The sequence below is a fragment of the Hydrosulfovibrio ferrireducens genome, from assembly GCF_046883345.1.
In the GTDB taxonomy this organism is placed as follows: Bacteria; Desulfobacterota; Desulfobulbia; order Desulfobulbales; family Desulfurivibrionaceae; genus Thiovibrio; species Thiovibrio ferrireducens.
Map to the genome: position 1 here is coordinate 223,472 of NZ_JALKCW010000025.1, position 25,820 is coordinate 249,291.

The window sequence follows — 25,820 nt, forward strand, 5'->3', positions numbered from 1 at the left end:
GTACATCCCTTTCCTGTTGTCTGTATCCTATCCACGCCCCAGAGGTTTTCCTAGAGGACATGGGGTGATGTCTGGCGACATCGGCTGCTGGGCAGGGGATGTCGGGTGGCCGTGCCGGGCAGCCATCGATTTCCGTTGCCCCTGTTTTGACGGGCGTGGTAGTCTGGCCCCCGGTAAAAAGAAGACAGAATGCGCGGGTGTGCTTGTGATACAGGGACGGGAAAGATGACGCATCGGAAATCAAGCAGCAAAACGGAGCTTCTGGCCCCGGTGGGGAGCGTGGAGTCATTTTTCGCCGCCCTGGAGAACGGGGCCGATGCCGTATACTGCGGCCTGCAGGAGTTTTCCGCCCGGGCCAAGGCCAAGAATTTTACTGTGGACGAGGTGGAGAAGATGACCACCCATGCCCACCACCACCACCGTCGGCTGTACATCGCCCTCAACACCCTGATCAAGGAAAAGGAGCTGCCCCGGGTGGTGGGGATTGTGGCCGATCTGGCCGGGATCGGGGTCGATGGCCTGATCATCCAGGATCTCGGGGTCTGGCGGTTGGCCCGCACCCATTTCCCCGGTTTGCCCCTGCACGCCTCAACCCAGTTGGCTGTGCACAACGCGGCCGGGGTCAGGATGCTTGAGCAGATGGGCTTTACCCGGGCGGTGCTGGCCCGGGAGCTCTCCTTGGCCGAGATCGGGGCGATCCGGCAACAGAGCACTATCGAACTGGAGCATTTTGTCCACGGCGCCCTCTGTTTTTCCGTTTCCGGCCAGTGCCTCTTTTCTTCCGCGGTAAGCGGCATGAGCGGCAATCGGGGCCGCTGCGCCCAGCCCTGCCGCCGGAGCTATCGCAACCGGGAACAGCCGGGCTACCATTTTTCCACCAGCGATTTTTCCGCCCTTTCCCTGTTGCCCCAGTTGCTCAAGGCCGGGGTCATCAGCCTTAAGATCGAGGGGCGGATGAAGAGCGCCGAATACGTGGCCCGGGTGGTGGCGGCCTACCGCCTGGTGCTGGACGCCCCGGAAAGCGGGCGCAAGCAGGCGATGCAGGAGGCCGAGGAGCAATTGGCCCTTTCCTTTGGCCGTAAGTCCACCAAGGGGTTTCTTACCGGTTCTATCCCCTCGGCGATTGCCGATTCCGCCACGCAAGGGACTCTGGGTAAGCATCTCGGCCAGGTGACTTCGCTGCGCGGCGGCATGATCGGTTTTACGACCAGCGACCGGCTGCATGTGGGGGACCGGATTCGCGTCCAGCCGCAAAACGATCAGGCAGGCACCGGCTTTACGGTGCGGGAGCTCTGGCTTGAGCAGAAAAAACAAAAAGTCGTCAAGGCCGGGGATTTTGTCCGGGTGCGAATCCCCGACAAGGGCGGCTTTTTTCAGGTGGGAGACACGATCTTCAAGGTAGGGGGCAAGGCCGCTTTTACTCTGAGCCCGGAAGCCTGTCGGGCCACGCTGGATCAGGTGGCAGTGCCGGAAAAGAGCCCGGCCCAAAAAGAAATCCTGGCCCAGGCCCGTGCGCAGGCGCTGGCCAGTCTGTTGCCTGGAGCTGCTCCCCCGGCACCCTCTGTGCAGACCCTGACCGTGCGCGGTCGGGAACCCCAGGATATGCGTGTCCTCGACGAACCGGGGGTTGCCGAACTTGAGCTGATGCTGACCCCGGAGACCTTGGCGGGTTTGAAAAAGGTGGATCTCCACCGCGCTGATTGGCAGGGGCGGGTCATATGGGAGATTCCCCCCATGCTTTTCGGAGTCGAGTGGGACGAATACCGGAGGGCGGTGGGGATGCTGGCAGGGCAGGGCTTTTGCCGCTTCCGGGTCAACAACCTGGGGCATCTCCCCCTGTTTGCCGGCCTCTCCGATCTGACCCTGCTGGGCGGCTTCCGCTGCTACACCCTGAACAGCCAGGCCGCCCTTGCTTGGCAGGAGCTGGGTATGGCTGAACTCACCGCCGATCTGGAGGACGACCGCAAAAACCTGCAGGAATTCTTCCGCCGGAGCGAACATCTTCCCCCCCTGGCGATCACCGCCTACAGTCCGCTGGTGGTGATGCTTTCCCGCATCCCGGTGCGCGGGGTGCGGCCCGGCGCGGTGCTGCGGGCGGAAGGGGGCGAGGGGTACCGCGTTTTTCAGCACCACGACCTCACCGAGGTTCTGGCGGAGCAGGATTTTTCCCTGCTGGGCCATCTCGCCGAACTTAAAGGGCTGGGCTGCACTCGGATCATCGTTGATCTGAGTCAGTGCGGAGCCATGTCCGCCAGGGGCAAGCAGGTGCTGGCCGCTTGTGCTGCCGATCAACCCCTGCCGGAAACCACCACTTTCAACTACCGGCGCGGCCTGGCTTGAATCCTTCCCCTCATATAAAAAATACAATTTGACGCACGGTATAACTATGGTTATACTTGAAACATGAAAACAGCAATCTCCATACCGGACAAATTATTTCGTGCCGCGGATCAGTTCGCCAAAAGCCACGGCTTTTCCCGAAGCCAGCTCTTTTCCGAAGCCGTTGCCCAATATCTTGAACAGCATCCTTCCGGCCAGATCACCAGACAACTCGATGCAGTGTATTCATCCGAGCCTGCGCAACTGGATGACGCTCTTTCAGCAATGCAATTCAGCTCTATAGATAAAGAAGAATGGTAATAAATCGGGGGGAAATCTGGTGGGCTTCGTTTCCTGACCCGGTTGGCTCAACTCCCGGTTATAAAAGGCCGATACTCATTGTCCAAGCAAACGAATTCAACAAAAGCAAAATCAACACCCTGATTGCCGTGGCAATCACCTCAAATATCCGTTTAGCAGCCGCGCCGGGAAATATCCTGCTCACAGCCAAAAACTCGCAACTACCGCGAGAAAGCGTGATCAATGTCTCTCAGATAATCACCATGGATAAATCATTCTTAACCGAAAAGGTTCACACCCTTCCAAATGCAATTATGAACCAGGTTGATGATGGGTTGCGGTTAGTCCTGAAGCTATAGGATTAGCGTCTCGCCTGATTTCCGGTTTGGCTCTTCCACTCGCCTCTTTGAGGCATTCTCGTTATGGTTTTTGCTTGTAATCCCGCGATGCCTGAACTACAAAATCAGTGTCGGCTCAGGTGACAGAGAACGCGAGGCACAGTCTGACTTTTCCAGACATGGCAGGGGAAGATTAAGCTAATAAACTACCTCCGCCCCCTTCGACCCCCTCTAGTTGACAGGAATTAAGTATTATGTCCCCGGAATCAACACCAGCGGAGCATCAATGAAACCACTACCGATCGAATTCCAACCAAATGCATCGTTCTGCTACAAGTTTGCGCGTTATCATCTGCTGCCGGAACTAGCACAAGAACCTGAAGCACTGTCGGGTGAGCCTTTCAAGCTGAACCTTATCCTCAACAGAGTCCTGGGCCGATATTTGACCGAAGATCAGATGGGCCTAAGTTACCCAGCGCGTGACACGGAAGGGAAAATGCACCAAGTCGGCACAGGACTTCGGTTCTTCACTTCTCTGCGAGCAAAGCGTGGCCCGGAATCACCTTTTGTTTGGCTGGGACAGTCAGGGATGTATCGCCTCAAGTCAGACACGGAGTTGACGCTAGAAGCTGTCGAGGACGAAGACGAAGCCATTGAGGAACAAGCCGATGTAGAATTCAACGGCTGGATATATGCTTTCACCTTCCCGGCGATCAAGAAAGGCAATGAAGCCTTCCCAATCAAGGTTGGGTTCACCTCAGCCGTTGAAGTGGAGGCACGCGTGTTTGGGCAATGCAAGGGGGCTGGATTCTTTGAGAAACCAGAGATTATTGGGCGCTGGCAGGTCAAACGGGTTGCCCAAGTAGAGGACGCCATTCATGCCGTGCTTAAAGCAAGGGGGCGCTGGAAAGAGGATGCTCCGGGGGACGAGTGGTTCACTACCACCATTGATGAAGTGCGATCCATTGTTAGTTTTATTAATTCTTAGGGAGGAGAAGAAACGTAATCTGGGAACATCTGTAATCTGGGGACATAATACCTATTTCTCCGGGGTTGTCCCCATTGTGCCTGTGCAAATAGGTGTGCAAATAGGGGACAGACCACGTTTTACTATAGCTTCAAGCAAAACAACCGCAGTCTGTCCCCTATTGATTTGCTATTGATTTAAGTTGGCAACGGCATCCCAATCAGCACCTTCCCCCTCACCCTATCCCTCTCCCGCAAGGGGAGAGGGGATTTTTTGGGGGAGTCTGCAAGTTTCTCGTCGGACAATGCTGGTTCCCTTGCTTTTCCTCAATTTTCTCCCATCCCTCCCGTTTTCTTGAAAAATATTGACAACCCCTTGGCAACAGCTTAAAGGATACCAATGCTTAGTCATGTTTGGACAATATTGGACAGAAATGGATAAAACATTTATCTCCATAAAGGGTGTTGCGGAAAAGCTGGGGGTTTCTGAGAAGACCATCTACCGGATGGTGAACGACAACCAGATCCCCTTTGCCGTCAAGATCGGCGGGCAATGGCGCTTCAAGGCCGATGAGGTGGTGGACTGGATCGACAGTCAGAAGCCCGGCGTTGCCGCGCCTCGCCGGAAGACGGATCACCGAATCTCCCTGGTCGATGCCCTGGAAAATGGTGCGGTCCTCTATCGCATCCACGGCAGCAATCGCGATGAGATCATCGACGAGCTGCTGGCGGCCCAGCCCTATTCCACGACCTTTGATGCCAAGGCGATCAAGATCTCCCTGCTCTCCCGGGAATCGGTGGCCTCCTCCTCCATGGACGGCATTGCCTGGATGTCCCCCGACCCCGCCCTGCCGGTCTATCTGGAAAAGAGCATGGTGATTCTCGCCTTTCTCGAACATCCGGTGGATTTCAAGGCGCTGGACCACCGCAAAACCGAGTTGCTTTTTCTGGTGCTGCCCGCCAATAATGCCGAACTGGCCATCCTCGAACGTAAACTGTGGCGGCTTTCCATGGCCGCCCCTTTTCTGCACGGCATCCGGGAGCAGCCCACCCGCAAGAAACTCCTTGAGTTCATCGGCGCGCAGGAAGCCATGATTTTTCACCAGGGACCTGCCGCATGAATCTTCTGTGTGTTGCCTTCTTTCTTTTCATCCTGGGCGCGCTGTTGGCACTGCTGCCTGGGCGCGGCGGTGATAAAACTGCCACTCTCCTCGGCAGCGGCAGCGCCATCCTCGGGTGCCTGTGCGGCTTGGTTGCGGCGGGGCAGAGCCTGCTTGGAGGAGGGGCGGTAACATTTTTTCTTCCCTGGTCCATGCCGGGCGGGGCGTTTTCCCTGCGGCTGGACGGCCTCTCCGCCTTCTTCCTGCTGCCTCTCTTCATCGTTGGCCTGACCGGCGCCCTCTACGGGGCCGAATATATGAAGGGCGGCAAAGAACGGCTGAGGCCGGGGCTGCACTGGACCTGGTACAACCTGCTCATCCTTTCCATGACTTTGGTGGTGACCGCGGCCAACGGGCTGCTGTTTCTTTTTGCCTGGGAGTGCATGTCGCTTACCTCCTTTTTTCTGGTGATCAGCGAGTACGATCTGGCGGAAGCGGTGGAGGCCGGATGGACCTATCTGCTCGCCACGCATCTCGGCGCGGCGTTTCTTTTTGCCTTTTTTCTCTCGGCCTCCGCGCTTTCCGGCAGCCTGGAATTCGCCTCTTTTCAGGTGCTCGGCCAACTCTCGCTCCCGGTTGCCTCCGCGCTTTTTCTGCTACTGCTCATCGGCTTCGGCAGCAAGGCAGGCATCTTCCCCTTTCATGTCTGGCTGCCCGATGCGCACCCGGCCGCGCCCAGCCATGTTTCCGCGCTCATGAGCGGGGTCATGGTGAAGACCGCTATCTACGGGTTGCTCCGCTTGTCCGGTTTTTTGCCTGCCGGACCTGCCTGGTGGGGTGGCCTGTTGATGGCCATCGGCATCATCGGCGCCCTGTTCGGCATCGCCATGGCAGCCATGCAGCGCGATGTGAAAAGGAGCCTTGCCTATTCCACCGTGGAAAACATCGGCATCATCTTGCTGGCCCTCGGTTTCTGGATGCAGAGCCGGGCCAATGGGCACCATGTCGCCGCCGCCTTTGCCCTGGCCGGGGGGCTGATCCACCTTTTAAATCACGCCCTGTTCAAAAGCCTGCTCTTCATGGGGGCCGGTTCGCTCATGCACGGCAGCGGCAGCCGGGATCTCAACCGGATGGGCGGCCTCATGCGCCGCATGCCCGTTACCGGATTGCTCATTGTCTGCGGCGGCCTGGCTATCAGCGCGCTGCCGCCCTTCAATGGCTTGGTCGGCGAATGGTTCATCTACCGGGCCTTGCTTGAGAGCGGCACCGTGCTCTCCGGCCTGCCCGGATTTTTCCCCTTGGTGCTCATCGGCCTTCTTGCCTTGGTGGGCGGCATGGTAATTGTCGTCATGACCAGGATCATCGGCATCGCCTTGGCCGGGGAGCCGCGCAGCCAAGCGGCTGCCCGGGCGCTTGAGGCAGGCTGGCCCATGTGGAGCAGCATGGCCGGTTTGGCCCTGCTCTGTCTGGCCGGCGGTATCATGCCGGTTTTGCTGCTCCAGGTGGCGGGACGGGCTGCAACCTTGCTTGATCCGGCTGCGGCAACCATGCTGGCCGACACGGCTTTTGAACCCTGGTGGCTGGGGATCATGGCGGTTGTGCTGCTTGGTTGTATTCTGGCGGCGTACACCTTGCTTCGCTGGCGGCAGGGGCGCGAGCCGGTGCCAACCTCGACCACCTGGGGCTGCGGCTTTGCCTTTCCCACGAGCCGGATGTCTTACAGTGCGGAAAGCTATACCGAGCTGCCCCAAAGCGCCCTGTTCTGCAGTTGTCTCACGCCATCCACCGAAGATGGCCGGACCATCGGATTTTTTCCGGAGGTGACGCGCTTTTTCTTTGCCGCGCCGGATCCGGTGCTGGCCCGATTGTTCAAGCCTTTCTTCCGGTGGGCCGCTGATGTTTGCAGCGGCTTTCGCGGCCTGCAGGCAGGCCAGTTGCATGTGTATCTGCTTTATATCTTCAGCGCCACGATCCTCCTACTTTTTTGGGTGGGGCAACGATGAAAAGGGAATTTGATTGCCAGCGAATATCAGCCATGTATTCCGGCAACGCCAGGACTGTTCATTTCTTTGCTTGCCCAAAGAAACGAACCAAAGAAAGGGCACCCCGCCACTTGTCCCGCCGCAGGCGGGATACCCTGTGCTCCTCGATGCTGCCGGGAGTTTGCAAACTCGGCTGCGCCTCAAACAGTGCAAACTCCTTTTTCGGCAGCCTCTCCGGTGCTCGGCTGCGTGACAATGGGGAAAACAGAGGAGCGGCTTGCGCCGCTCCAACTCATGGTGTCATCGCGTCATTGTTAATTTTGCATTCCGCACTTTTAAAGAGAGAACCGTGATGCTCGAACTGTTCCTGCACCTTCTCCTGCTCTTCGGCCTTTCCCCCCTGTTGCCCGGGGTGATCGGCAAGACCAAGGCCCTTTTTGCCGGGCGGGTTGGCCCCCCGTTTTTGCAGTCCTACTACGATATCTGGAAACTGTTGGGTAAGGGTCTGGTCATCAGCCGCACCACCACCTGGGTTTTCCGGGCAGGGCCGGTGCTCGGTCTTGCCGTGCCGGTGCTTGCCGCGCTCATGGTCCCCTTCGGCGCCATAGGCGCGCCGCTCTCCTTTGCCGGCGACTTGATCTTCTTCGTCTATCTTTTCGGGCTCTCCCGTTTTTTCACGGCCAGCGCGGCCCTGGACACCGGCTCCTCTTTTGAGGGCATGGGCGCGGCCCGCGAGGTTACCTTTTCCTGTCTGGCCGAGCCGACGGTGTTCTTCTGCTTCATCGTTTTGGCCAGGCTTTCCGGCGCCCTTTCCCTGGACGCCATGTTCGGCCAAACCCTGAATGCGGGTTGGCAGAGCGCGGGCCCCTCCCTGATTCTGGTCCTGGCCTGCCTGTTTGTCGTGGTCCTGGTGGAAAATTGCCGCATCCCCTTCGACGACCCCAATACCCATCTGGAGCTGACCATGATCCACGAGGTCATGGTGCTCGACCACAGCGGCCCTGATTTCGGCATGATTCTCTACGGCGCCGCCATGAAGCTCTTTGTTCTGGGCGCGCTGGTTGTCCGCCTCGTGTTTCCCGGCGCCACCGGAAATGTGCTGCTTGACGCCCTGCTCTTTAGCGGCTCGATGCTGCTTCTGGCCGTGGTCGTCGGGGTGGTCGAATCCACCATGGCGCGGTTGCGGCTGCTGCGGGTGCCGCAGTTGCTGGTCGGCACCATGCTGCTTTCTTTTTTCTCGCTGATTCTGCTCTTGAGGTAAGGGAATAATGGATAACTACAATCCGGCCAATCTGCTGCTGTTGTTGGTCATCCTGTTTAACTTCTTTCTCCTGGGGAGCAGCCGCCTGGGCGCCTGCATCCGGACCGTGGCCATCCAGGGCGGTATTCTCTCGCTGCTGCCCCTGTTTCTCCACGGATTTACGGGCCATGCCCTGATTCTGGCCGGCGGGGCGTTTCTGCTCAAGGGTTTGGCCATTCCCTTTTTGCTGTTACGAGCCATCCGCCAGGTGCATATCAAAAGGGAAATGGAGCCGCTGCTCGGCTATGTGCCGACCTTGCTCCTCGGCACCCTGGCCACGGCCGGGGCGTTTATTTTCAGCGATCGGCTGCCGCTTATCGAGGCGCACCGGGGTTCGCTCTTCATCCCTGTCGGCCTGGCCACCCTGGCCACCGGGTTTCTCATGCTTATCACCCGGCGCAAGGCCATCACCCAGGCCCTTGGCTACCTGATTTTTGAAAACGGGGTGTTCATCTTCGGCATGCTTCTGGCCGAGGCCATGCCCCTGATGGTTGAGGCCGGGGTGCTGCTCGATCTGCTGGTCGCGGTTTTTGTCATGGGGATTGTCATGCACCAGATCAACCGGGAATTTTCCACCATGAATACCGGCCAACTTTCTTCCTTGAGGGAGTAACTATTCAGCAGCACCGCATCTGCTTTGTCATCGGCCTGCTCATGTGCAGCAGCACACTTTGCAGACCTCTTCCGCGCATCTGCACCACTGTTGAATAGTTACATTATGTGGTTTTCGTCCAATTCCGGCATCAAGCTGGATAGTTACTTAAGGGAATAACATGATAGCCGCACTGCTCCTCCTGCCTTTCTGCGGCGGCCTTGCCGCTTTTTGTCTCCCTTCGGACCGTTTGCGGCCTCTGTTGCTGCCGGTTTGCGGCCTGGGGCACCTGATATTGACTTTTTTTGTTATTCAGTCCGGGCAGGGCGCGCCGCTGCCCCTGGCCGGCAACTGGATCGTGGTCGATCCGTTCAGCCGCCTCATCCTGCTCATTGTCAGCCTGCTTTTTTGCGGCTGTTCGTTCTATGCCGTCGGCTACCTGCGTTACCGCATCGCCTGGGGGAACAGGATCTTTGTCAGTTGCCTGCTTCTTTTTCTTTCCGCCATGAGCCTGGCGGCCGTAGCCCGGCATCTCGGCCTCCTCTGGGTGGCGGTGGAAGCGACCACCGTGGCCAGCGCCCCGCTGATTTATTACAACCGCAACCGCCTTTCCATCGAGGCCACCTGGAAATACCTGATCCTCTGCTCCGTGGGTATTGCCCTGGCCATGCTCGGCATCCTGTTTGTCGCCTACGCCGCCCTGGCCGGAGGCGCGCAGGTCAGCCTGCAGTTCGACGACATCCTGCTTGGGGCCGCAAACTATTCCACGCCGTGGCTCCGGGCCGGCTTCGTCTTTCTGCTCGTCGGCTTCGGCACCAAGGCCGGCTTTGCCCCCCTGCACACCTGGAAACCGGACGCCTACGGCGAAGCGCCGGGGTTGGTCGGCGCGCTTCTGGCCGGAGGCCTTACCAGCGTGGCCTTTCTTGCTCTGCTGCGCACCCTGCAGATCATGGATGCCGCAGGCGATGGGGCCATGGCCCGCGAGGCCTTCCTGGCCATGGGCCTTGTCTCCCTCGGTTTTGCCGCGGTGTTTGTCATCCGGCAGCCGGATTTCAAAAGGCTTCTCGCCTATTCCAGCGTCGAGCACATGGGGATACTCGCCATTGGCGTTGCCATTGGCGGAGTCGCCACCTTCGGGGCCATGCTGCATCTGATGAACAATGCCCTGACCAAGGGCGTGCTCTTTTTGTCCGCCGGCAACATCCATCGCCGTTTCGCGAGCAAGCGGGTGGGTGAGGTCCAGGGCGCCATCACCCTGGTGCCGGTTTCCGCCAGCCTGTTTCTCCTCGGCTTTCTGGCGATCACCGGCTCGCCGCCCTTTGCCCCGTTTATCAGCGAGTTCACCATCCTCCGGGGCATTTTTTCCGGCGGCCATTATCTCACCGGCGCTCTGTTTCTCTTCTTTCTGGCCGTCATCTTCATCGGCATGGGCAGCACGGTGCTCTCGGTGGTTTTCGGCACGCCTCTGGAGCGGAAGGGAGACACCAACTACCGGGAGACTCTCATGACCACCGGCACCCCGTTGGTCCTGCTCCTCATCATTCTTTTCCTGGGGCTCTCCCTGCCCGAGCCGGCCAGGAAGCTCTTTGCCGAAGCGGCCGCCCTGCTGGAGGTGAAGCCATGAGGAACCTGAACCCGCAACTGCTGAAAAACGGCGAGGCCGTCGCTCTGGATTCGGTGACAATTCTTGATTTTGGGGATTTCAGGGACTGCCTGCTGGCGGAGGTACGGAAACAGGGAAGGGTGGCGGCCTGTTTTGGAGTGCCCGTTGCCGAAGGGGGGCGAGATCTGGAGCTTTTCGCCCTGGTCGCCCGGGATCGCAACGCCTGTGTCGCCGTGTACCGGACCCGCATCAGCGAGCGGTTTCCCTCCCTGACCCCGGATTGCCCGCAGATGCATCTTTTCGAGCGGGAAATCGCCGAGCAATACGGGGTAGTGCCGGAAGGGCATCCCTGGCTCAAGCCGCTCCGCTTTCACAGCGCTTGGCGGAGCGGGGCCGATGTTTGGGGCCGTCCGGCGGATCAGCATCCCCGCATCGGGGAGATGGAGTTTTACCGGGTGGACGGGGAAGGGGTGCACGAGGTGGCGGTCGGTCCGGTCCATGCCGGCATCATCGAGCCGGGTCATTTCCGTTTCCAGTGCTACGGCGAGAAGGTGATGCACCTTGAGATCTCGCTCGGCTATCAGCATCGGGATATCGAGCGGATGCTGCAAAACGGCCCCCATCCGTCCACCATGGCGCAGATGGAAACCATTGCCGGCGATACCTCCATCGGCCATGGCTTGGCCCATTGCCAAGTACTTGAGGCCTTAAGCGGCTGCGAGGTTCCTGCCCAAGCCCAGTCCATCCGCGCCGTGGCCCTTGAGCTGGAGCGGCTGGCCAACCATGTGGGGGATATCGGCGCTCTGGCCGGCGATGTCGGCTTTCTGCCCACCTTCTCCTATTGCGGCCGGTTGCGCGGCGACTACCTCAACCTGACCGCAGCCTTGTGCGGTAGCCGGTTTGGCCGGGGGCTGGTGCGGCCGGGCGGGGTGCTCTTTGATCTCGAACCAGCTCTGGCCGGAGAGATGCTGGCCCGGCTCAAGGGTATCGAGGGCAATACCATGGGCGCTCTGGACCTCTTTTTTGATGCGCCCTCGGTTCTGAGCCGGTTTGAAGGAAGAGGCAGGGTGTCCCGCTCGGTGGCCGAGGATCTCGGCCTGGTCGGGGTTGCGGCCAAGGCCTGCGGCGTGCCCCGCGACAGCCGTTTTTTCCATCCAACCGGGGTCTACCGCCAGTTGTTTGATGACCTGATCACCGAGGAAACCGGGGATGCCATGGCCAGGGCCAGGATGCGCAGCCGGGAGATCACTGTTTCCATCGAGCTGCTCCGGCGGATCATGGATACTCTGCCGGAAGGTCCCATCCGGGCGCAGATGGGGCCGCTTCAGGGTAATGCCTTGGCAATCTCCATGGTGGAAGGGTGGCGGGGCGAGGTGGTGCACGTCGGTCTCACCGATGGCGATGGCCGTCTGCGGCGCTACAAGATTGTTGACCCCTCCTTCCATAACTGGAGCGGGTTGGCCATGGCGATGCGCGATGAGCAGATTTCTGATTTTCCCTTGTGCAACAAGAGTTTTAATTTGTCCTACTGTGGGTTTGATCTATAGCGGTCCGAAGGCCGTGCTTTTCACCTCCCCCTTTGACAAAGGGGGATTGAGGGGGATTTTAAAACGACGGATTCAACAGGCCAATTCGTAAAATCCCCCCTCGCCCCCCTTTGTGAAAGGGGGGGATAAAAAGAGAATCTGAGGACAAAAGAATATGCTGCAGATAATACGGGAACGGTGGCGTCAGGGCTTCAGAACGGGAAAGTTCCCTAAGGCGGAGCCGGTTCTGCCCCCGCGCTTCCGGGGGTTGCCCACGTTCAGCGGAGATTGCCCGCCCGATTGCGGCAAAGCCTGTGAAACGCTGTGCCCCTCCGGGGCCTGCAAGCAGGTGGATGGCCGGCTGGTTCTTGATCTGGGCCGTTGCTTGTTCTGCGCCGATTGCCCGGCCTGTCCCCATGGCCGGATCACCTTTGGCAACGACTACCGCCTTGCCGTCCGGCAGCGGCAGGATCTGCTGTACAGCGGCGGGGAATATGCACTGGCACAACCGCTTGAGCCCGAGCGGCTGAAGCTGTTCGGCCGCTCCCTCAAGCTGCGCCAGGTTTCCGCCGGAGGCTGCAACGGTTGCGAGGCGGATTGCAACGTGCTCGGCACCCTGGTTTTCGACCTGGGGCGCTTCGGCATCCAGTTTGTCGCCTCCCCCCGCCACGCGGACGGCATCCTGGTGACCGGGCCGATCACGGAGAATATGCGCAGCGCGGTGCTGGATACCTATGAGGCGACGCCTGCGCCAAAGATCGTCATTGCGGTCGGGGCCTGCGGCATCAATGGGGGGCCGTTTTCGGGGAGCAGCGAGGTGAGCCCGGGGCTCGATTCCCTGTTGCCGGTGAATCTCTATATCCCCGGCTGTCCGCCGCATCCTTATACCATCTTGGATGGGTTGTTGCGCTTGCTTGGCAGGAGATAGGCCGTGTTCATGCTAAACGGCCATTCGTCCGATTACCGCCAAAACACCCTTCGACAGGCTCAGGGCGAACGGTAGTCGGCTTGAAATCATTGATTTTTCCGTTCACCCTGAGCCTGTCGAAGGGGCGTAGGTCGGGTAGAGCGCAGCGAAATCCGACACGATACAGTTAGCGCAGAAGGCCACACATGCAATACCGCCGGTCACGGGTAAGAGGCGCGACATTTTTTCTGTGTCGTCGTAACCCACGGGCGGCGAAGGTTATTGTGTGATGAGGCGAGTATTGAGTGTTCCGATAACAATACTGTCGGGTTTCGCTTTGCTCTACCCGACCTACCAACTGAGCTTGCCGAAGGGCTCGCAAGAGCCTTCGGCACAAGAAGGCATTTTTGCAAGAACCTCTATACAACGTTTGAACTGAAGAGAGGGAGGATGGGACATTGGTCGAGTGCTACCTTGCCGCCGTAAGCCTGATCTTCTGCTCCGGTCTGCCTGCCCTGGCGTGGGGGAGGTGGGCAAGGAGCGGTGAAATTCTTTCCGTTAGCCTTCTTTTGGCCGGGGTAATCCTCTCCCTTGGCGCCTCGCTTGCCGGGGCCTGGCAAACTCCCGCGCCCATGCTGGCCGCCGCCTGGTCCATCCCCGGCGGTAGTTTTCTCATCGAACTGGACGGCCTGGCCGCGCTCTTCCTGTTGCCCGGCCTGCTTATCCTTGGCCTGGGCGGTGTTTACGGGCTCGGCTACTTCCCCCTGTCCCGGCATGGCGTGGCGGCGGGCAGGCTCCGTCTTTTTTACGGCATTTTGGGCGCGGCCATTGCCCTTGTGCCGGTGAGCCGCAACGGCCTTCTCTTCCTCATGGCCTGGGAGGTCATGGCCCTCGGCGGCTTTTTCTTGATCCTTACCGAGCAGGAAAACGAAGCGGCCCGCCGGGCGGCCTACGTCTATCTTGCCGCCACCCACACCGGCACCCTGGCTCTTTTTGCCATGTTCATTCTTCTGGCCGGACCCAACGGCAGCTTTGCTTTCCCCCAGGCCGCCACCCTTGACGGCGCCACGTTTCAGGCCGGGGCGATTTTTCTGCTGGCCCTGTTCGGTTTTGGCCTCAAGGCAGGGATCATGCCTCTCCATATCTGGCTGCCCGGGGCGCATGCCGCCGCGCCCAGCCATGTTTCCGCCCTGATGAGCGGGGTGGTGATCAAGATGGGGATCTACGGACTGATCCGGGTGGCGGGCTTCTACACCGGCCAGCCGGCTTGGTGGGGCGGGGTCATTCTCGCTCTCGGCGTTGTTTCGGCCATAATGGGCGTGGTCTTTGCCCTGGCCCAGCATGACATCAAGCGGCTGCTTGCCTATCACAGCGTGGAGAATATCGGCATCATCCTGATCGGCCTGGGCTGCGCCCTGCTGGGAAAAACCTTCCACAGCCCAGCCCTCGTCGTCCTCGGCCTGGCCGGGGCTCTGCTCCATGTGGTCAACCACGGCCTGTTCAAGTCCTTGCTCTTTCTCGGGGCCGGCGCGGTGATCCAGGCAACCGGCACCAGGGAAATCGACCGTTACGGCGGATTGCTGCGCACCATGCCGCGCACCGCCTTTTTCTTTCTCGGCGGGGCCGTGGCCATCTGCGGCCTGCCGCCGCTCAACGGCTTTGTCAGCGAATGGCTCATCTACCTTGGGTTGCTGCACAGTCAGACCGAAGGCGTACCCTTTCCGCTCTCCCTGACGATCCTGGCCGCTCCGGCCCTGGCCATGACCGGCGGTCTGGCCGTGGCCTGCTTTGTCAAGGTCTTTGGCGTCACCTTTCTGGGCACGCCGCGCCGTCGTTTTTCCACAACGCCCAGCGAGGCGCCGGGCAGCATGCTGTTGCCCATGGCCATCCTCTTTCTCTGCTGCCTGTTCATCGGTCTGGCTCCCTGGGCGATTGTTCCCCTATTGCAGCGGGCTGTTGGCGCCTGGGCGGGCATGACGCTTGCCACCTTCTCGGCGGCCGGGAGTGCGGAGAGCATGCTGATCGGGAGTCTGGCGCCGGTGTACTGGCTTAGCCTCTGCGCCTTCCTGCTGCTGGCCTTCTCTCTTGGCTTGTTTCTTCGGCAGAAGTCTTTTCCGGAGCCTGGCCGCGAGAATCGGCCAGCGACCTGGGGATGCGGTTACAGAGAGGGAACGCCACGCATGCAGTATACGGCGGTTTCCTTTGCGGAGATGCTGGTCAGCCTTTTTCGTTGGGGTTTGCGGAGCGACATTGCCGGCGGCCGGGCCATTGGCTTTTCCCCTGCCGCAACCAGTCTTGTTACCCATACCCCGGATCTGATTCTGGACCGTCTGATCCATCCCGTTTGCCGGGCCTTATCCCGAGCCGCCTTTGCTGTTCGTTCCTTTCTCCATCAGGGGTGGATCGGTGTGTATCTGCTCTATTCGGCCCTGACTCTTTGCCTGTTGCTGTTGTGGCTGCGGGCGTAACCAACCAATCAGCAGCACCACATCTGCGTTGTCATCGGCCGACTCGTGTGCAACAGCACACTTCGCCGGCCTCTTCCTGGCATCTGCACCACTGCTGGTTGGCTGGTTTTCTTGGCCTATGTTCTTTTTTTGCTCCAAGTTGGACAGTTGCGATGGTTGTTCCGTTATAACGAATGGCTTCTGAAAAGGCGCAGGCGGCTTCCCCGAATGGAGAAGCCGCCTGTCGGGTTGTTGCGGTTGTCGTGTGCTAAACCTGCTGTCCTGCGGGAGATGTCCCGGGAGGGGCGGTCTTACCACCTGCCCCGTTCAGAATACCCACGATGCTCCGGGCGATATCTGGATTCCCGCCAATGGTCACGGCCCTGGCCCCGGTGGCGGGGATGGTGATCGCGGTCTATGATCACCGTCTGTCTGACCACCCGTTCCGGCTGGTAGTATACCACAGGCCTCTCGTATACCCGCGTCCGCACCCGGACCTCCGGGTAGTCGTCCTCGTAGCGGTAAACAACCTTGGGAGGCGGGGAGTATACTCGGACCGTCTGGCCCTGGTTCTTGTCCATCTCATTGCCGACGATATAGCCGAGTACCCCGCCGATGGCGGTGCCCAGCAGGGTACCCTCGGTGTTGCGGCCGATGGCCTGACCGAGAATGGCGCCCCCGGCCGCGCCGCCCAAAGCCCCGGTTTGCGCTGCGCTGTCTGCCATGGCATTCTGGCTGGTAAGCAATAATCCGGCACATGTTACTGCGAGCAGTGTTCGTTTCAGCATATTCCCTCCTTGCGAGAATAAACTTTTTAGACTGTGTTGCAAAAAGTGCACACCCTGTTTTCAGCTTCACCGTACGCCGGGATAAGCGGTTTTTCCAGCCGATATGGGGCGTGGTTGGGGCAATGTCGACCCGATGTCGGGTTCTCCCGTGCGGACATCGGGTCAATGCGGGGGGTGCAATCCATCCGTCATCCTTTTCCCTGGGTGCGGATCCATCAGGAATTGCCTCTTTGGCTCAAGCATGCTAGAAGGGAGAATAGATTCCGTTTACCAGGGACTCCCCATGCGCCGCCAGATCCTGCTCTCCATCGCCATCCGTTTTCTCATCTACTTCACGCACTGGCTGGTGTTGGCCTATTTGCCCCTGCTTCTCAAGGGCTACGGCCTGAGCGACCTGCAGATCGGCATGGCCATCGGCTTTTTTTCCCTCTCCTCCATGGCGTTGATGCTGCCGCTGGGATTGTTTTCCGATATTTTTTCGCCCCGGCGAACCATGCTCTGCGGTGCCTTGCTCTATGGGGGGTATTTTGGCGCCCTCCTGACTGCCCGCTCCTTTGGCTGGATTCTGGCGGCGGTCTGCGTCGGGGGCTTGGGGAGCGCGGCCCTGGTGGTGGTGAGCGAATCCCTGTATCTCAAGCATTTCGGGCAGATTCAGCGGAGCCGCAGGGTGGCGACTTACCAGTTGAGCACCTATCTGGGCTTCGGTCTCGGCCCCCTGGCCGGCGGCCTTGTGGTGCAGACCGCGCCGGAGCTGATCTTTGTTTTTGCCGTGGCCGGGGCAGGAGCCATCTTTCTGCTCTCGCTGTTCCTAATTGATTATGAGCCCATTGTCTTTTCCTTTAAGGAATACAGCGGGGATGTCCTCCAGTTCAAGCCCTTGCTGCTGATCGCCTGTCTTTTTGTCCTGGGCACCCACTTCGGGGTGGAGCAGACCTCTTTTTCCCTGCTGCTGAAGGAAAAATTCGGGCTGCTCCCCCGGCAGATAGGCTTGGTCTTTGCCTGCATGGGGCTGTGGATGGCCCTGGCTGTTCCCCTGGTCGGCAAATATCATGACAAACGGAGGTCGGTGTTCCTCTTTTTTCTCGGGGGCATGGCCTTTTCCGCGGTGTTTCAGATGCTGACCCCGCTGGCGGTCGGCATCCGGAGCCTGGTGGTCATCCGGTTGCTCCACAACCTGGGTGATACCGTGGCTCTGCTGGAACTCGGGGTGCTGGTGGCGCTGCTTTTTCCCTCCGGCCGGTTGGGCGGCAACTCCGGCCTGCTCTACGGGGTGCGCACCCTGGCCACCTTTCTTGCCGCGGTGATCTCCGGGAGCCTGAACCGGGAGTGGGGCTATGGCGCTTCCTTCATGGGCAGCGGCCTGTTTGTCCTCTGTTTTGTCGCGGGCAGCTTCGCCTTTATCGGGTTCAGCGCGACGCGGCGGCAGGCGGTGGGGTGGCAGGAAATTGAGAAGTAAGCAGATGAGTTCGTCAATTCATTTCTTTGCTTGCCCAAAGAAACGAACCAAAGAAAGGGCCCCCTGTGTCCCTTGTCCCGCCGAAGGCGGGATGCCCGGAGTTTATGCCCCGCATGGGGTACTCCTTGAGGCTGCCGGGGCTTTGCAAACTCGCTGCGCTCAAACAGTGCAAAGCCCTTTTTCGGCAGCCTCTCCGGTGCTCGGCTGCGTGCCAATGGGATTTCCCCCCCCCATTTGTCCTGCCGCGCCTCGCAGACGGGGGCGGAAAAAGACGCTAAAACTGTCGTCTGAGGGCGAAGCCCGAGTTTTTTAGCGTCCCGCCCTCGTCGAGAAGCAAGGGAAGCCCGCAGGGCCAGGACTGGCTGGGGTGCCTTTTTCTTGTTTCTTCTTTTGGGCACGCAAAAGAAGAAAGCGCGAATAACAGAAAAAACATCATCATTCTTCCCGGAATCTCCGGGCTACTTTTTTAGAGGACCATCACGATGAATGAACACCCAAAACGATTCAAGCTGGCCCTGGAATTTGACGGAGGCCGCTACAGCGGCTGGCAGAAGCAGGATGACGCCAAAAGCATTCAGGGTAGCCTGCTTAAGGCGGCGGCCGAACTTTTCGGAGGCGAGGTGGATGTGCAGGGCAGCGGCCGCACCGACACCGGGGTGCATGGGCTGCGGTTTACCGCCCATCTGGAGGCGCATACCGAGCACAGCCCCAAGGAGATCGGGGAACGCTTGAATGAACTCCTGCCCAAGGATATCGCCATTGTGGAATGCAAAAGGGCAGGGGCGCGCTTCCATGCCCGGCATAACTGCATAGGCCGCAGCTATCTCTACCAGATCGCCAAACGCAAGACCGCCCTGGGCCGGGACTATGTCTGGCAGATCCCGGAGCCGCTGCACGCCGGTTTCATGCAGGAGGCGGCGACCAGTATGGTGGGGATGCACGACTTCACCTCCTTCACCGACCTGCAGGTGATCAAGAAGAAATCCCCGCTGGTCATGGTCCACAAGGCCCAGATCGCGGAAACCGAGGATCTCATCCTCTTTCGCATCGTGGGCTCGCATTTTCTCTGGAAGATGGTGCGCCGCATCGTCGGGGTGCTGGTTGAGGTCGGCAAGGGGCAGCTCACCGTGGCCGAGGTGGGGAATTTTTTGGAAAAGCCGGTGGTCCTCAAGCAGTACACCGCCCCGAGCCAGGGGCTTTTCTTTGAGCGGGCATTCTACGACCAGGAGGATTTGGATGGTTTCCTGGCCCAGGAGACAGTGCCTCCGGCTTTTTTCTGATCGTTTTTTTTCGGTGCGTGCTTATTGTTTGTGGAACAGTAACAACAGCCCTTCGACAGGCTCAGGGCGAACGGTTTTGTCTTAAGATAGATATATTCCGTTCGTGCTGTGCTTGTCGAAGCACTTGTTTGAAGTGCAAGTCCATCTCTATTGAGCAAGTCTGGAAAAATTACCAAAGAGGTGAGCGCATGAAAATGATCGGACAGCTCGTGGAAAACGCGTCTCTTCTTGTGCTGGGCGTTGCCATGCTGAGCCTGTTGGCCGCATCAGGGGCAGGCGCGGCGGAAAAAACCAAAAAGGCGATCTTTGCCGGGGGGTGTTTCTGGTGCATGGAAAAGCCCTTTGAGCAACTGGCCGGGGTGGTTTCGGTCACCTCCGGCTATATCGGGGGCAGGACGGAAAACCCCACCTATGAAAATTATGGGGCTGGCGGGCATATCGAGGCGATTGAGATCGTCTATGATCCGGCCAAGGTCGGCTACACGAAATTGCTGGATGTTTTCTGGCGCCAGATCGATCCCACCGACAACGGTGGCCAGTTTGTCGACCGGGGCCGCGCCTACACCTCGGGGATTTTTTACCTGGACGAGGAGCAGAGGCAGCAGGCAGAAAAATCCAAAAACGAGCTGACCAGCCGCAAGGTTTTTGCCAAGCCCCTCGTGACCCCGATTGTGCCTGCCACCCGGTTTTACCCGGCGGAAGCGTACCACCAGGATTATTATAAGAAGAACCCCATCCGCTACCGCGTGTACCGCAGCGGCTCCGGGCGGGATCAATTTTTGGAAAAGGTCTGGGGGGATCAGAGCCGGGCGGCCAAGAAATGGAGCGAGGCGGAACTGCGCCACCGGCTCACCCCCTTGCAGTACAAGGTCACCCAGGAAGAGGGCACCGAGCCCGCCTTTCGCAATGAATTCTGGGACAACAAGCGGGCCGGGCTCTACGTGGATATTGTTTCCGGCGAGCCGCTGTTCAGCTCGCTGGATAAGTTTGACTCAGGCACGGGCTGGCCGAGTTTTACCAGACCGTTGTCGCCGGAGCGGATCGTCGAGCAAGAAGACCGGAAGCTCTTTGTCAAGCGGACCGAGGTGCGCAGCCGGGAAGCCGACTCGCATCTGGGGCATGTTTTTGCCGATGGCCCGCCGCCCACGGGATTGCGCTATTGCCTCAATTCGGCGGCCCTGCGGTTTATCCCCGTGGCCGATCTGGAAAAGGAAGGGTACGGCGAGTTTGTCCCGCTTTTCCAAAAGAAATAGTAAGCGACCATAGGGCGCCGCATCTGCTTTGTCATCGGCCTGCTCATGTGCAACAGCACACGTCGCAGACCTCTTCCGCGCATCTGCACCACCCTGTGATCGCTTAGTTCTTGGGGTGTATTCTTTGTGGGTTCACCCCGTGACCAGTTGCGAGATAGCTGGAGGGTTTGCTTCCTTATTTAATCGTGATCGTGATTGCAGCCGCATCCGCAGCCATCGGCGTGGCCCTTGTGGAAATTTGCCAGAGCAGCGGCGATCTTGTCCTTGAGCTCGGGCGGAGCGTTGTCCAGGCAGTAGATCAGGGCGGCCTCCTGCTCGTCGCTGCCGGGCGCGGCGGTCATGCAGATATGCAAGGCCTGTTCAAATGAGTCGAATTCCATGGTCTTTTCTCCCAAAAACGTATGGTAAGCAACTGACTTTCCGCAGCCAGAGTTACCCGGTCTTTTCCCGGATTGCAAGAGAAGAAAACAGGCGGTTGGGCGAGGTCGGCAAATGGGGCGGGGTTTTGCCTTGCCCCTGGCATTTCCGCGTTTTTCGGTGTACCATCGCATGTTCATGGGGAGGCGGGATTTTCGCCTGCTGCAAATAAATTCCTGCTGCGCGAGGTTATGGTGTTGGAACCCTTTGTCTATCAGAAAAACAACAGTTACTTCGCCCAGGTCGCGGAGAATGTCGAGCCCCTTGCCGAGCGCGAGCTTACGGCCCTAGGCGCGACCCAGGTCAACCCGGTGTACCGGGGCGTCTATTTCACCGCCACCCCCGAGGCCCTGTACCGGATCGTCTACCAGACCCGGCTCTGCACCCGGGTGCTGGCCCCGCTTCTGCATTTCGATTGCCACAGCACCAAATACCTCTACAAAACCGCGCTGACCATCCCCTGGGTCGAGCTGTTCGACCGGGAGCAGACCTTTGTCATCACCGCCACGGTGAGCGACAGCAAGATCACCCATTCCCAGTACGCCTCGCTCTGCCTCAAGGATGCCATCGTCGATCAGTTCCAGGAGAAATTCGGCGGTCGGCCCAACGTGGACAAGCGCAACCCCGATCTGGTCTTTAACCTCCATATCCATAAAAACACGGCGGTGATCAGCCTCGACGCCTCGGGCGCCTCCCTGCACCGGCGGGGCTACCGGCAGGAGTCGGTGGAAGCGCCCATCCAGGAATCCCTGGCTGCATCAATCATCGACCTGACCCAGTGGGACGGCGAGCGCACCCTGATCGACCCCATGTGCGGCTCCGGCACCCTGCTCTGCGAAGCCTTGATGCGGTATTGCCGGATTCCCGCTTCGTATCTGCGGGAGAGCTTTGGCTTTATGCGCATGCCCGATTTTGAGCCCGAGACCTGGCAACGGGTGAAAGCCGAGGCGGATGCACAGATTCGCGATTTGCCCGAGGGGCTGATCACGGGCAGCGACGCCGCAAAACTAGCGGTGAAGGCGGCGCGGATCAATCTCGGTCAGTTGCCCTACGGCAAAGAGGTGGTGGTGCGCACCAGCCGTTTCCAGGAACTTGAGCCGATCAGCAATGCGGTCATCGTCGCCAATCCCCCCTACGGGGTGAGGCTAGGCGCCCAGGAAGAGGCCGCTGCCCTGGTTGGGGAGCTGGGTAGTTTTCTCAAGCATAAATGCACCGGCTCAACAGCCTATCTCTATTTCGGCGACCGGGAGCTGGTGAAGAAGATCGGCCTCAAACCCGCCTGGAAGAAGCCGTTGAGTAACGGCGGGCTGGATGGGGTGTTGGCCAAGTATGAGATGTATTGATTGTAAACGTCCAGCAGCACTGCATCTGCTTTGTCATCGGTCGATTCGCATACTGGAGTATGGCGAATCGACCTCTTTCGCGCATCTGCGGCACTGCTGAACGTTTACGTTTCTGCAGAATAAAAATCTGGCCCATTTTTACTGGGCGTCTTGTTGCCTCAATGAGTTGCAAATCCGTATCGATGCGTATATTGTAATACCATAAATCTATCGATAGAGGTATATCATGCAAACAGTGACAGTCTCACCAAAGTTCCAAGTGGTTATTCCCCGTGAGGTGCGAGAATCATTGCATCTTCGTCCTGGGCAAAAAATGCAGGTTGTCGAATATGCAGGGAGAATTGAACTTATTCCAGAACGGGACATTGCCGATCTTCGAGGATTCCTTAAAGGGATCAATATTGATTTTGAGCGAGAGAATGACAGGGTATGAACATTGTTGATTCTTCAGGTTGGTTGGCATATTTCGCCGACGAGCCTTCAGCAAAACATTTTCAAATTCCCCTGCAGGATATTGAGTTACTTGTTGTCCCATCCATCACTATTTACGAAGTATCGAAGGTGGTTCTGCGAGAATCTGGAGAGAATGAAGCATTACAAGCTGTCGCGGCAATGCAAAAAGGTTCTGTTGTTACGCTTACAACAAGACTGGCAATTGCCGCATCCAGAATAAGCCTGCAATACAAGCTGCCAATGGCTGATAGTATTATCCTTGCCACCGCCATGGACAGCAATGCAACAATTTGGACCCAAGATGTACATTTCGAGAATATTCCAGGCGTTAATTATTTTCAGAAATAAAAATGGATGGGTCGTGGAGGTCACTGGAATTCCCGGAAATTAAGTAAGGTGTCCCCGGAATTTCGATCCTACGTAGGCGACTTGGTCTGCCCATCGCGGTTCGCAAACAGTTCTTCTGCGCCCTTGAGGTATTTCACATACTTCCCGTTGCGAATCTCCCTTGATGAAAACACGTGCTTCCCAGCTTGCTTCGTGACTTGAAAGCCATGCATCATGGCCAACTTCCCAAGGAACTCAAAGTCGAACTCCGGCACCGCTGGGTGAATCACTAGCAGGTGTTTTGGTGTCAGCGCAATAGAAAGTAGCTTCACCGGAGCTCCTGATAAACCACCATTCACCACTAACGGGGAATCGCTTGTCAAGAAGTGATCCTCAGAGTCCTGGCGCAGGCATAAGACCCGCCATTCCATTGCAGAAATGTGTTCGATAAATTCTGGATTCTCGATATATGCAACGAGTGCCGAGAGCATGTTGTTGTGCGCCACCGCATTCCAATCCATGCTTTCTAAGTCTGCCCCGAGGCGAGACGATGGCCATTGCTGCTTGCTCTCTTCGATTGTCTCAGGTAGTACCTTGCGCAACTCGTCAAGCCGCCGCGGATTACGTTCTAGCAGCGAATTGAGGAACAACGCCCACGTTTGCCGCTCCTCCTTAGAAAGGACCGTCGGTCCATTCGCAACAAGGTTCGCGTAAACAACAGCCGCATCGTTGTCGAGCCGCGAGAAAAAATCTCTCTCAATAGCGTCCGGAGCGTAGTCGAGCGCTGGATGCACACCTTCGGGCCTCAGTGCATAAAGGTCCTCTACATAACCAACCGCCTTATCAGGCCTACGCTTCAGAAAGAGCTTTCCCACCCGATTCCGACCGTAAACCCACAATTGCCGTTGCTCTCCGCACCAAGCTCGCAAGTAGAACCGCGGAATGAAATGGTGTCTACGAGCGGGATTGCTATGCCACAAGCTCTCTTGCCTCATGTGAACGTGTGAATCCACCCTTGGCTCCTTGGTTGCCCTAATTAAGGAACCTCCGGTGGATCTTCGCTGTCAGGCCAACATCTCCAGGAGAAGCGGATGCCACAAGGCCATATCCACTTCGCCCATTTTCCCAGCCAGGCGGAGTTTATCCACGCAACGCAACTGGTCCAGAAGAATCCTGGCCTGCTTGCCTCCTAAGGTTATCTCCGGGCGGCAGCCCAGGGGCTGGCCTTTGCTGGTCAGCGGCGCAACGATCACCCTGGGCAATACCTCGTTCATGTCATCGGGCGAGACCACCAGCGCCGGGCGGGTTTTCTTGATTTCCGTGCCCACGGTGGGGTCAAGATTTACCCAGTACACTTCCCCGCGCTTCACCATTGCCACTCCTCGCTTTCCGCCGGGGTCTCGGTAATTCCCGCCCAGGCGTCCACCTCTTTGTCGGCTTGATAGGTGTCAAACCACCCGAGTCTCGGGGGAGGGTTCATCGGCTCAATGATGATGCGTCGGCCTTCCTGCCGCATTTCGATCTCCGTGCCGATTCCGCATGCCGCCAGAAAGGCCGCCGGAATCAGCACTCCGCGTGAATTTCCCACCTTGCGGATAGTTGTTTGCATTTTTTTGCACCTCCATATTTGTTATAACAAAATTATAACACGATGAAAGGGAAAACAATGATATTTTCACGATGGTTCCGAAAAACTGAGGCAGATTTATTTTAGAAATCCGCTTCTGCCTCAAACTCGGAGGGCTCCAGCCCACTTTTATCACCCCAGGCATGGTGGGTGGCCAGCAGGGCCAGATACTTGGTTTCGCTGGCCCGCAGCCGTTCGGACAGGGTGGTGGCCAGGTTCCGGTAGAGCTTGAGGCAGAGCTTGGGGTTGTTGTGGCGGAGTACCGTTTCATTTAAGGCTAGGGCCACGGTTTTTTTGAACGCCACCACCGAGGCGGAGCGCGGCAGGTGGTCGATCATCGACATTTCCCCAACACAACTGCCGTCCCGCAGGGTTTCAAGCTCCACCCGCTTGCCTTCGGTTTCGGTCAGCACGATAACGGCGCCGGAAATGATGATGTACATTTCTGAGCCCGAGGTGCCTTCGCGGAGAAGATAATCGCCCATGGCAAACTCCTCCTTGCTGGAGGTGCGGAATATCTCGTACAGCTCCTCGTCGCTGAAGTCGGCAAAAAAGAGGTAGCGCTGACGCAATCGCTCGACGATCTCCTTTTTATCAAAGGAAAATCCTGTTTTTCCCTCGGTTTTTTTCTTCTCCTGAGAGTTGAGATAGAGTTCCAGGGTGTCCCCGAACTCATCGGCGCTCTGGTAGCGTTCGGTCCGGGATTTGGCCAGGGCTCGCAGGATGATGCTGCTGATCTCGGGGTCAATGCCGGGGAAATCGCTGAGCGGTTTCGGGTTGTCTGTGAGCACTGATTGCAGGCGAGTATTGAGATCCTGCCCGGCAAAGGGCTTTTCGCCGCTGAGCCATTCGTAGGCGAGCACCCCAAGGGAGAAGATGTCGCTCCGTGTGTCCAGCTCTTCGTTGCGGATTTGCTCCGGCGACATATACAACGGGGTGCCGGGAATCAAGCCTTTTTCGTCGATGTTGCTTTCGATGCAGCCGAAGGAAGAGGTGTCCATCACCCGGGCAATCCCGAAGTCGGTGATCTTGGGAAGTCGGCTCTGCTGCAAAATCATGATGTTGGCCGGCTTGATATCCCGGTGGAGGATGCCCCGCTTATGGGCAAAATGCAGGGCGCGGGCCACCATGGCGATGAGGCGGAGTTTTTCCTCGCTGGAGAAGGCAGCCTTGCCGCGGATCAGCTCCTTGATGTTGTCGCCCTCGATATACTCCATGACGATGTAGGGTGCGCCGTTTTGCACCCCGATATCGTACACCGCAGTGATGTGGCTGTGGTCAAGGTTTCCGACAATGCGGGCTTCGTGCAGAAAGGATTCCAGGGTTTTCTGCCGTTTTTGCTCGTTTTTACAGCGGTCGACCCGCATGCGCTTGATGGCGACCTTGCGGTGGATGAGTTCGTCAAGGGCAAGATAGACCTCGCCCATGGCGCCCAAGCCGATTTGCCGCACAATGCGATAACGGCCGATGGTTTTCGGAATCTCTGTGTTCACCCT

Annotated in this window: 24 protein-coding genes; 18 read left to right on the top strand and 6 right to left on the bottom strand. The window is 58.4% G+C overall.

The features are described from left to right. The first annotated feature begins 225 nt into the window (after positions 1-225). From MWR57_RS13225 to MWR57_RS13280, 12 genes are all read left to right on the top strand, one after another. Positions 226-2,340 carry a peptidase U32 family protein gene (locus MWR57_RS13225; RefSeq protein WP_423125298.1) on the top strand — a complete coding sequence of 705 codons (2,115 nt, stop codon included), beginning with the start codon at positions 226-228 and terminating at the stop codon, positions 2,338-2,340. Between the two features lie 63 nt (positions 2,341-2,403). Next, entirely contained in the window at positions 2,404-2,640 is a 237-nt protein-coding gene (locus MWR57_RS13230) for a CopG family ribbon-helix-helix protein (protein WP_423125299.1), read from the top strand. Next, a complete protein-coding gene (locus tag MWR57_RS13235; protein WP_479723980.1) occupies positions 2,640-2,978 on the top strand; it encodes a type II toxin-antitoxin system PemK/MazF family toxin in 339 nt (112 codons plus the stop codon). The genes MWR57_RS13230 and MWR57_RS13235 overlap by 1 nt, the downstream gene beginning before the upstream one ends. 265 nt (positions 2,979-3,243) lie before the next feature. After that, positions 3,244-3,945, top strand: coding sequence for a GIY-YIG nuclease family protein (locus MWR57_RS13240; protein ID WP_423125301.1), 702 nt, complete (start codon positions 3,244-3,246; stop codon positions 3,943-3,945). A 412-nt stretch (positions 3,946-4,357) separates the two neighbouring features. Further along, positions 4,358-5,044, top strand: a complete 687-nt coding sequence (locus MWR57_RS13245; RefSeq protein WP_423125302.1) for a helix-turn-helix domain-containing protein — start codon at positions 4,358-4,360, stop codon at positions 5,042-5,044. Then, positions 5,041-7,026: a proton-conducting transporter transmembrane domain-containing protein gene (locus tag MWR57_RS13250; RefSeq protein ID WP_423125303.1), complete on the top strand. Its 1,986-nt coding sequence runs from the start codon at positions 5,041-5,043 to the stop codon at positions 7,024-7,026. The genes MWR57_RS13245 and MWR57_RS13250 overlap by 4 nt, the downstream gene beginning before the upstream one ends. 331 nt (positions 7,027-7,357) lie before the next feature. Next, positions 7,358-8,266: a respiratory chain complex I subunit 1 family protein gene (locus MWR57_RS13255; protein ID WP_423125523.1), complete on the top strand. Its 909-nt coding sequence runs from the start codon at positions 7,358-7,360 to the stop codon at positions 8,264-8,266. A gap of 7 nt (positions 8,267-8,273) precedes the next feature. Further along, on the top strand, positions 8,274-8,918 hold the full coding sequence (locus tag MWR57_RS13260; RefSeq protein ID WP_423125304.1) for a hydrogenase: 645 nt from the start codon (positions 8,274-8,276) through the stop codon (positions 8,916-8,918). A 160-nt stretch (positions 8,919-9,078) separates the two neighbouring features. Beyond that, on the top strand, positions 9,079-10,521 hold the full coding sequence (locus MWR57_RS13265) for a proton-conducting transporter transmembrane domain-containing protein (RefSeq protein ID WP_423125305.1): 1,443 nt from the start codon (positions 9,079-9,081) through the stop codon (positions 10,519-10,521). Further along, on the top strand, positions 10,518-12,047 hold the full coding sequence (locus tag MWR57_RS13270) for a hydrogenase large subunit (RefSeq protein WP_423125306.1): 1,530 nt from the start codon (positions 10,518-10,520) through the stop codon (positions 12,045-12,047). The genes MWR57_RS13265 and MWR57_RS13270 overlap by 4 nt, the downstream gene beginning before the upstream one ends. A 154-nt stretch (positions 12,048-12,201) precedes the next feature. Then, complete coding sequence (locus tag MWR57_RS13275) at positions 12,202-12,954, top strand: NADH-quinone oxidoreductase subunit B family protein (RefSeq protein WP_423125307.1); 753 nt, start codon at positions 12,202-12,204, stop codon at positions 12,952-12,954. Positions 12,955-13,391: 437 nt separating this feature from the next. After that, the gene (locus MWR57_RS13280; protein WP_423125308.1) at positions 13,392-15,401 is read left to right on the top strand and encodes a proton-conducting transporter transmembrane domain-containing protein; all 2,010 of its coding nucleotides are present in this window, start codon (positions 13,392-13,394) and stop codon (positions 15,399-15,401) included. A gap of 290 nt (positions 15,402-15,691) precedes the next feature. Here MWR57_RS13280 and MWR57_RS13285 read toward each other — a convergent pair whose 3' ends face one another. After that, entirely contained in the window at positions 15,692-16,168 is a 477-nt protein-coding gene (locus MWR57_RS13285; protein ID WP_423125309.1) for a glycine zipper domain-containing protein, read from the bottom strand. 283 nt (positions 16,169-16,451) lie between these two features. Here MWR57_RS13285 and MWR57_RS13290 point away from each other — a divergent pair, with 283 nt between their 5' ends. The 3 genes from MWR57_RS13290 (at position 16,452) to msrB (ending at position 20,157) form a co-directional block, all read left to right on the top strand. After that, positions 16,452-17,624 (top strand): MFS transporter, encoded by a 1,173-nt coding sequence (locus MWR57_RS13290; RefSeq protein ID WP_423125310.1) that lies wholly within the window; start codon positions 16,452-16,454, stop codon positions 17,622-17,624. Positions 17,625-18,106: 482 nt separating this feature from the next. Further along, positions 18,107-18,904 carry a tRNA pseudouridine(38-40) synthase TruA gene (gene truA, locus MWR57_RS13295; RefSeq protein ID WP_423125311.1) on the top strand — a complete coding sequence of 266 codons (798 nt, stop codon included), beginning with the start codon at positions 18,107-18,109 and terminating at the stop codon, positions 18,902-18,904. A gap of 188 nt (positions 18,905-19,092) precedes the next feature. Continuing rightward, the gene (gene msrB / locus MWR57_RS13300; protein ID WP_479723975.1) at positions 19,093-20,157 is read left to right on the top strand and encodes a peptide-methionine (R)-S-oxide reductase MsrB; all 1,065 of its coding nucleotides are present in this window, start codon (positions 19,093-19,095) and stop codon (positions 20,155-20,157) included. Positions 20,158-20,336: 179 nt separating this feature from the next. Here the strand turns inward: msrB and MWR57_RS13305 are convergent, their stop codons facing one another. Then, complete coding sequence (locus MWR57_RS13305) at positions 20,337-20,537, bottom strand: hypothetical protein (RefSeq protein ID WP_423125312.1); 201 nt, start codon at positions 20,535-20,537, stop codon at positions 20,337-20,339. 228 nt (positions 20,538-20,765) lie between these two features. Here MWR57_RS13305 and MWR57_RS13310 point away from each other — a divergent pair, with 228 nt between their 5' ends. From MWR57_RS13310 to MWR57_RS13320, 3 genes are all read left to right on the top strand, one after another. Beyond that, positions 20,766-21,917 (top strand): THUMP domain-containing class I SAM-dependent RNA methyltransferase, encoded by a 1,152-nt coding sequence (locus MWR57_RS13310; RefSeq protein WP_423125313.1) that lies wholly within the window; start codon positions 20,766-20,768, stop codon positions 21,915-21,917. Between the two features lie 226 nt (positions 21,918-22,143). Next, positions 22,144-22,350 (top strand): AbrB/MazE/SpoVT family DNA-binding domain-containing protein, encoded by a 207-nt coding sequence (locus MWR57_RS13315; RefSeq protein WP_423125314.1) that lies wholly within the window; start codon positions 22,144-22,146, stop codon positions 22,348-22,350. Continuing rightward, positions 22,347-22,718, top strand: coding sequence for a type II toxin-antitoxin system VapC family toxin (locus MWR57_RS13320; protein ID WP_423125315.1), 372 nt, complete (start codon positions 22,347-22,349; stop codon positions 22,716-22,718). Before MWR57_RS13315 ends, MWR57_RS13320 begins: the two co-directional genes overlap by 4 nt. Before the next feature lie 68 nt (positions 22,719-22,786). Here the strand turns inward: MWR57_RS13320 and MWR57_RS13325 are convergent, their stop codons facing one another. The 4 genes from MWR57_RS13325 to MWR57_RS13340 form a co-directional block, all read right to left on the bottom strand. Beyond that, entirely contained in the window at positions 22,787-23,692 is a 906-nt protein-coding gene (locus MWR57_RS13325; RefSeq protein ID WP_423125525.1) for a DUF4238 domain-containing protein, read from the bottom strand. Between the two features lie 69 nt (positions 23,693-23,761). Continuing rightward, positions 23,762-24,070, bottom strand: coding sequence for a type II toxin-antitoxin system PemK/MazF family toxin (locus MWR57_RS13330; protein WP_423125316.1), 309 nt, complete (start codon positions 24,068-24,070; stop codon positions 23,762-23,764). Then, a complete protein-coding gene (locus MWR57_RS13335; protein WP_423125317.1) occupies positions 24,064-24,306 on the bottom strand; it encodes an AbrB/MazE/SpoVT family DNA-binding domain-containing protein in 243 nt (80 codons plus the stop codon). Before MWR57_RS13335 ends, MWR57_RS13330 begins: the two co-directional genes overlap by 7 nt. A 101-nt stretch (positions 24,307-24,407) precedes the next feature. After that, the gene (locus tag MWR57_RS13340; protein WP_423125318.1) at positions 24,408-25,817 is read right to left on the bottom strand and encodes a protein kinase domain-containing protein; all 1,410 of its coding nucleotides are present in this window, start codon (positions 25,815-25,817) and stop codon (positions 24,408-24,410) included. Between the last annotated feature and the right edge of the window lie 3 nt (positions 25,818-25,820).

Coding starts and splice junctions, on each gene's coding strand:
- MWR57_RS13225 (WP_423125298.1), top strand. CDS start 226: ATGACGCATCGGAAATCAAGCAGCAAAACGGAGCTTCTGGCCCCGGTG.
- MWR57_RS13230 (WP_423125299.1), top strand. CDS start 2,404: ATGAAAACAGCAATCTCCATACCGGACAAATTATTTCGTGCCGCGGAT.
- MWR57_RS13240 (WP_423125301.1), top strand. CDS start 3,244: ATGAAACCACTACCGATCGAATTCCAACCAAATGCATCGTTCTGCTAC.
- MWR57_RS13245 (WP_423125302.1), top strand. CDS start 4,358: ATGGATAAAACATTTATCTCCATAAAGGGTGTTGCGGAAAAGCTGGGG.
- MWR57_RS13250 (WP_423125303.1), top strand. CDS start 5,041: ATGAATCTTCTGTGTGTTGCCTTCTTTCTTTTCATCCTGGGCGCGCTG.
- MWR57_RS13255 (WP_423125523.1), top strand. CDS start 7,358: ATGCTCGAACTGTTCCTGCACCTTCTCCTGCTCTTCGGCCTTTCCCCC.
- MWR57_RS13260 (WP_423125304.1), top strand. CDS start 8,274: ATGGATAACTACAATCCGGCCAATCTGCTGCTGTTGTTGGTCATCCTG.
- MWR57_RS13265 (WP_423125305.1), top strand. CDS start 9,079: ATGATAGCCGCACTGCTCCTCCTGCCTTTCTGCGGCGGCCTTGCCGCT.
- MWR57_RS13270 (WP_423125306.1), top strand. CDS start 10,518: ATGAGGAACCTGAACCCGCAACTGCTGAAAAACGGCGAGGCCGTCGCT.
- MWR57_RS13275 (WP_423125307.1), top strand. CDS start 12,202: ATGCTGCAGATAATACGGGAACGGTGGCGTCAGGGCTTCAGAACGGGA.
- MWR57_RS13285 (WP_423125309.1), bottom strand. CDS start 16,168: ATGCTGAAACGAACACTGCTCGCAGTAACATGTGCCGGATTATTGCTT.
- MWR57_RS13290 (WP_423125310.1), top strand. CDS start 16,452: ATGCGCCGCCAGATCCTGCTCTCCATCGCCATCCGTTTTCTCATCTAC.
- truA (WP_423125311.1), top strand. CDS start 18,107: ATGAATGAACACCCAAAACGATTCAAGCTGGCCCTGGAATTTGACGGA.
- msrB (WP_479723975.1), top strand. CDS start 19,093: ATGAAAATGATCGGACAGCTCGTGGAAAACGCGTCTCTTCTTGTGCTG.
- MWR57_RS13305 (WP_423125312.1), bottom strand. CDS start 20,537: ATGGAATTCGACTCATTTGAACAGGCCTTGCATATCTGCATGACCGCC.
- MWR57_RS13310 (WP_423125313.1), top strand. CDS start 20,766: ATGGTGTTGGAACCCTTTGTCTATCAGAAAAACAACAGTTACTTCGCC.
- MWR57_RS13315 (WP_423125314.1), top strand. CDS start 22,144: ATGCAAACAGTGACAGTCTCACCAAAGTTCCAAGTGGTTATTCCCCGT.
- MWR57_RS13320 (WP_423125315.1), top strand. CDS start 22,347: ATGAACATTGTTGATTCTTCAGGTTGGTTGGCATATTTCGCCGACGAG.
- MWR57_RS13325 (WP_423125525.1), bottom strand. CDS start 23,692: ATGAGGCAAGAGAGCTTGTGGCATAGCAATCCCGCTCGTAGACACCAT.
- MWR57_RS13330 (WP_423125316.1), bottom strand. CDS start 24,070: ATGGTGAAGCGCGGGGAAGTGTACTGGGTAAATCTTGACCCCACCGTG.
- MWR57_RS13335 (WP_423125317.1), bottom strand. CDS start 24,306: ATGCAAACAACTATCCGCAAGGTGGGAAATTCACGCGGAGTGCTGATT.